The sequence below is a fragment of the Acidovorax sp. KNOB132 genome (genome assembly GCF_057541515.1).
In genome coordinates this window covers 1-4569 of sequence record NZ_BAAJYT010000274.1, presented here as the reverse complement: position 1 = coordinate 4569, position 4569 = coordinate 1, and the positions used below count along the sequence as shown (strand labels likewise).

Here is a 4569-nt window from a genome sequence, read left to right as displayed (position 1 = left end):
CAGCCCGCCCAGCACGGCGGCGAACAGCGGGTTCAGGTAGTCCACGTGCATGACGTGGGGAAACAGCTCCGTCAGCACCGACAGCAGCGCCACCGACAGGAACGTCTTGACGGTGAACTCCCGCCCCATGCGCGTCCAGGCGAACCAGTAGAACGGCAGGTTGATGGCAAAGAACAGCTTGCCGAACGAGATGTCGGTCACGTAGTGCAGCAAGAAGGCAATGCCCGCCGTGCTGCCGATGAGCAGCCCCGCCTGGCCGAACAGCATGAGCGCCATGGCCACGAACAGCGTACCGGCGAAGAGCGCCTGCACGTCTTCGTAATGCCCGTGGCGCAGCGACCCCATGGGGTACAGCGGCGCGGAAGGCGGCAGCGCGGCCTCGGCCGGGGGCGCAGGGGGTGGCAAGGGGGCTTCGGGCATGGCGGGGCGGATGGGTGTCACAGGCTACTCCAACACCGGCAGGCCATGCAAACAACGCGCCAGCCCGTGCTGGCGGTGACGGCGCCGGGCTATCGCCCCTCGCGGATCTCCAGCGCGCTGCCGCTGCGCAGCACCCGGCCCTGGCCGTCGAAGTACACGGTGAAGATCATGGGCTGGTTGCCGCCGTCGTTCCAGCGCCAGTCCCAGGCGGTTTCGCCCTTGCGCTCGTAGGTCATGGCCTTCATGGGCTTGCCCAGGCGCCGGCGCACGTCGTCCATGGCCATGCCGGGCACGATCTGCTCGAAGTTGTGCGGCGCCAGCACCTGGCGCAGCGCGCTCATGCGGCCGTCGGGGCCGATGGTGATCATGTAGTTCTGGTGGCCGGCCGGCTGGCGGTTGTATTCGAGGGTGCGGGCACCGCCCGGCTCGTCCCACACGCGCTCGGGCTCGCCGAAGCGCGAGCGCACGTCGGCCTCGGTGGAGCTGCCCTCCTCCAGTTCGCTGATGCGTTGCGGATCGCAGCCGGCAAGCAGGGCCGCCAGGACGCCGAGCGTGCAGGCCAGGCCGGTGGCGCGCAGCGCCCGGGCCGCCGGGGCGCTCCATCGGGGGGTGTTCATCGGGGGTCCTTTCCGGGGCAGTGTCGGGGTCCGCACTGTAGCGCGCCGAGGCGGCGGCGCCCCGGCCAAGGGCGGCGCCCGCTAAAATCGCCGCCTCCCTACAGTGACTGCACCACCGCCATGTCCTTCTTCCGCCGCCCCGACTACCAGTCCGACACCACCCAGTTCATCAACCAGCTCAAGACCGAGAAGCCCGAACTGGACGCGCAGCAGCAGGCCGGCCGTGCGCTGCTGTGGGACAAGCGCGTGGACCGCAGCCTCTGGGGCGAGTACGACGAAGCCAGCGTGCCGCAAAAGCCCTACGTCTACCAGACCCAGGGCTGAATCTCAGGCATCAAAATGCCATCCAGCGCAATAGCAACTAACGCTGGTAGCTATATTTTTAATAGCAAACGATGAGCACCGCCGCGGACAGGGCCTCTGCCCCCGCCCTGCCCGCTGGGGGTGCCGAGGGCGCCTCCCCCCAGGTCGTGGACGCGGTGGCGCTGGCGCGCCTGTATGGCGAGCCGCTGTTCGCGCTGCCGACCGACCTGTACATCCCGCCCGATGCGCTGGAGGTGTTCCTCGAAGCGTTCGAGGGGCCGCTCGATCTGCTGCTGTATCTCATCCGCAAGCAGAACTTCAACATCCTCGACATCCCCATGGTGGGCGTCACGCGCCAGTACCTGGTGTACGTGGACGAGATCCGCAGCCGCAACCTGGAGCTGGCGGCCGAGTACCTGCTGATGGCGGCCATGCTCATCGAGATCAAGTCGCGCATGCTGCTGCCGCCCAAGAAGCAGGAAGGCAGCGCCGAGCCCGAGGACCCGCGCGCCGAACTCGTGCGCCGCCTGCTCGAATACGAGCAGATCAAGCTGGCCGCGGCCGGCCTCTCGCGCATGCCGCAGTACGGGCGCGATTTCCTGCGGGCGCAGGTGCACATCGAGCAGAGCCTGCAGCCGCGCTTTCCCGACGTGCACGTGGCCGACCTGCAGGAGGCGTGGCGCGACATCCTGCGGCGCGCCAAGCTGGTGCAGCACCACCGCATCACGCGCGAGGAGCTGAGCGTGCGCGAATACATGAGCGCCGTGCTCAAGACGCTGCAGGGCCGGCGCTTCGTGGAGTTCGAGGAACTGTTCGAGCCCGAAAAAGGCAGCACCGTGCTGGTGGTGACCTTCATCGCGCTGCTGGAACTGGCCAAGGAAACCCTGATCGAGATCACCCAGGCCGAGGCGTTCGCGCCCATCTACGTGCGGCTGGCGTACACGCCGGTCTGAGCCGACGCCCTTCACCGCCACGGCCGGGCGCCCCGGCCCGAACGCCCCACACGCCCACACGCCCACACGCACCACCATGCCATCCCACGATTTCGACGTTCTCATCATCGGCAGCGGGCTGGCCGGGCTGTCGGCCGCGCTGCACCTGGCGCCCACGCACCGCGTGGCGGTCATCACCAAGCGCGCGCTGCGGGACGGGGCCAGCGCCTGGGCGCAGGGCGGCATCGCCGCCGTGCTGGCCGAAGGCGACACCTACGAGGCCCACGTGCAGGACACCCTGGTGGCCGGGGCGGGGCTGTGCGACCTGGCCGCCACGCGCTTCGTGGTGGAGAACGCGCCCGAGGCCATCCACTGGCTGCAGGGCCTGGGCGTGCCGTTCTCGCAGGAGGACGGCGCCCTGCACCTCACGCGCGAGGGCGGCCACGGCGCTCGCCGCATCGTGCACGCCACCGATGCCACCGGCGCCGCCGTGCAGCGCACCCTGATCGACACCGTGCGCGCCACGCCCGGCATCACGCTGTTCGAGCAGCACACGCTGGTGGACCTCATCACCCCGCACAAGCTGCGCCGCGGCGGGCCGCAGCGCTGCCTGGGGCTGTATGCGCTGGACGAAGGCACCGACGAGGTCGTGACCTTCCGCGCGCCGCAGACCATCCTGGCCACGGGCGGCGCGGGCAAGGTGTACCTGTACACCACCAACCCCGACACGGCCACGGGCGACGGCATCGCCGCGGCCTGGCGCGCGGGCTGCCGCGTGTCCAACCTGGAGTTCATCCAGTTCCACCCCACCTGCCTGTACCACCCGCACGCCAAGTCGTTCCTCATCACCGAGGCGGTGCGCGGCGAGGGCGGGCGGCTCTTGCTGCCCCGCTCGGCCGGCGGCACGCGCTTCATGCCGCAGCACGACCCGCGCGCCGAACTGGCCCCGCGCGACGTGGTGGCCCGCGCCATCGACTACGAGATGAAGCGCCACGGCCTGGACTGCGTGCACCTGGACATCTCGCACCAGAGCCCGGCGTTCATCCAGGAGCACTTTCCCAACATCCTCGCGCGCTGCGCCGAGCTGGGGCTGGACATCACGAAGGAGCCCATCCCCGTGGTGCCCGCCGCGCACTACACCTGCGGCGGCGTGCTCACCGACCTGGCCGGCCGCACCGACCTGCCCGGCCTGTTCGCCATCGGCGAGACCGCCTGCACCGGCCTGCACGGCGCCAACCGGCTGGCCAGCAACTCGCTGGTGGAGTGCATGGTCTTCGCGCGCGCGGCCGCCCAGGCGATCGCCGCCGCCAGCGCGGAAGCCGTGCCGGACGTGCCGCCGTGGGACGACAGCCGCGTGACCGATGCCGACGAGTGCGTGGTCATCTCCCACAACTGGGACGAGCTGCGCCGCTTCATGTGGGACTACGTGGGCATCGTGCGCACCAACAAGCGCCTGGAGCGCGCGGCGCACCGCATCACGCTGCTGCAGGCCGAGATCGAGGAGTTCTACGCCCACTTCCACGTCACGCGCGACCTGCTGGAGCTGCGCAACCTGGTGCAGGTGGCCGAACTCATCGTGCGCTCGGCCCAAATGCGCCGCGAGAGCCGGGGCCTGCACTACAGCCGCGACTACCCCGAGCGGGCCGCCCCGGCCGCGCCCACCATCCTGGTCCCGCCGGTCCGCTGACCGCCCCACCGCCTCACCGCCTCACCGCAAGCTCTAACCGTTTTCTTCGCCCCTCCCGCCATGCAACGCAACCTGCTGAAATCCAAGATCCACCGCGCCACCGCCACGCACTGCGAGCTGCACTACGAAGGCTCCTGCGCGATCGACGAAGACCTGCTCGACGCCGCGAACATCGTGGAGAACGAGCAGGTGCACATCTGGAACATCGACAACGGCGAGCGCTTCGTCACCTATGCCATCAAGGGCCAGCGCGGCAGCGGCATGGTGTCGGTCAACGGCTCGGCGGCGCGCCGCGCTGCCGTGGGCGACCTGCTCATCATTGCCGCCTTCGCCCAGGTCGAGGAAGCCGAGGTGGCCGCGCACCGGCCGCAGCTGGTGTTCGTGGACGCCGCCAACCGCCAGGTGGAACTGCGCCACCACGTGCCCACGCAGGCCCTGTGAAAGGCCACCCACGATGAACCAGGACACCCTCGTCGCCCGTAGCCTGGCCAGCGTCTGGCACCCGTGCACGCAGATGAAGCGCCACGAGGCCGACCCGCCCGTGGCCATCGCCAGCGCCCGCGGCCCGTGGCTGCACGGCACCGATGGCCGGCGCTACCTGGACGGCATC

Annotated in this window: 6 protein-coding genes and 1 pseudogene; 5 read left to right on the top strand and 2 right to left on the bottom strand. The window is 70.0% G+C overall.

Annotated features, from left to right (window positions below):
* The coding region (locus AC27IO_RS20800) for a YitT family protein (protein ID WP_498740541.1) at window positions 1–345 on the bottom strand (345 nt) is incomplete at its 3' end.
* A 164-nt stretch (window positions 346–509) separates the two neighbouring features.
* Complete coding sequence (locus tag AC27IO_RS20795) at window positions 510–1037, bottom strand: outer membrane protein assembly factor BamE (protein ID WP_498740540.1); 528 nt, start codon at window positions 1035–1037, stop codon at window positions 510–512.
* 120 nt (window positions 1038–1157) lie between these two features.
* Between AC27IO_RS20795 and AC27IO_RS20790 the strand changes: the two genes are divergently transcribed.
* From AC27IO_RS20790 to AC27IO_RS20770, 5 genes and pseudogenes are all read left to right on the top strand, one after another.
* Window positions 1158–1361 carry a DUF3460 family protein gene (locus AC27IO_RS20790; protein ID WP_272564986.1) on the top strand — a complete coding sequence of 68 codons (204 nt, stop codon included), beginning with the start codon at window positions 1158–1160 and terminating at the stop codon, window positions 1359–1361.
* Between the two features lie 71 nt (window positions 1362–1432).
* Complete coding sequence (locus AC27IO_RS20785; protein WP_272564987.1) at window positions 1433–2293, top strand: segregation and condensation protein A; 861 nt, start codon at window positions 1433–1435, stop codon at window positions 2291–2293.
* A gap of 76 nt (window positions 2294–2369) precedes the next feature.
* The gene (gene nadB / locus AC27IO_RS20780) at window positions 2370–3959 is read left to right on the top strand and encodes an L-aspartate oxidase (protein WP_498740538.1); all 1590 of its coding nucleotides are present in this window, start codon (window positions 2370–2372) and stop codon (window positions 3957–3959) included.
* Window positions 3960–4019: 60 nt separating this feature from the next.
* On the top strand, window positions 4020–4400 hold the full coding sequence (panD, locus tag AC27IO_RS20775; protein ID WP_498740536.1) for an aspartate 1-decarboxylase: 381 nt from the start codon (window positions 4020–4022) through the stop codon (window positions 4398–4400).
* A 13-nt stretch (window positions 4401–4413) separates the two neighbouring features.
* Window positions 4414–4569: pseudogene (locus AC27IO_RS20770) on the top strand (adenosylmethionine--8-amino-7-oxononanoate transaminase); the annotation flags it as partial.

Coding starts and splice junctions, on each gene's coding strand:
- AC27IO_RS20795 (WP_498740540.1), bottom strand. CDS start 1,037: ATGAACACCCCCCGATGGAGCGCCCCGGCGGCCCGGGCGCTGCGCGCC.
- AC27IO_RS20785 (WP_272564987.1), top strand. CDS start 1,433: ATGAGCACCGCCGCGGACAGGGCCTCTGCCCCCGCCCTGCCCGCTGGG.
- AC27IO_RS20790 (WP_272564986.1), top strand. CDS start 1,158: ATGTCCTTCTTCCGCCGCCCCGACTACCAGTCCGACACCACCCAGTTC.
- nadB (WP_498740538.1), top strand. CDS start 2,370: ATGCCATCCCACGATTTCGACGTTCTCATCATCGGCAGCGGGCTGGCC.
- panD (WP_498740536.1), top strand. CDS start 4,020: ATGCAACGCAACCTGCTGAAATCCAAGATCCACCGCGCCACCGCCACG.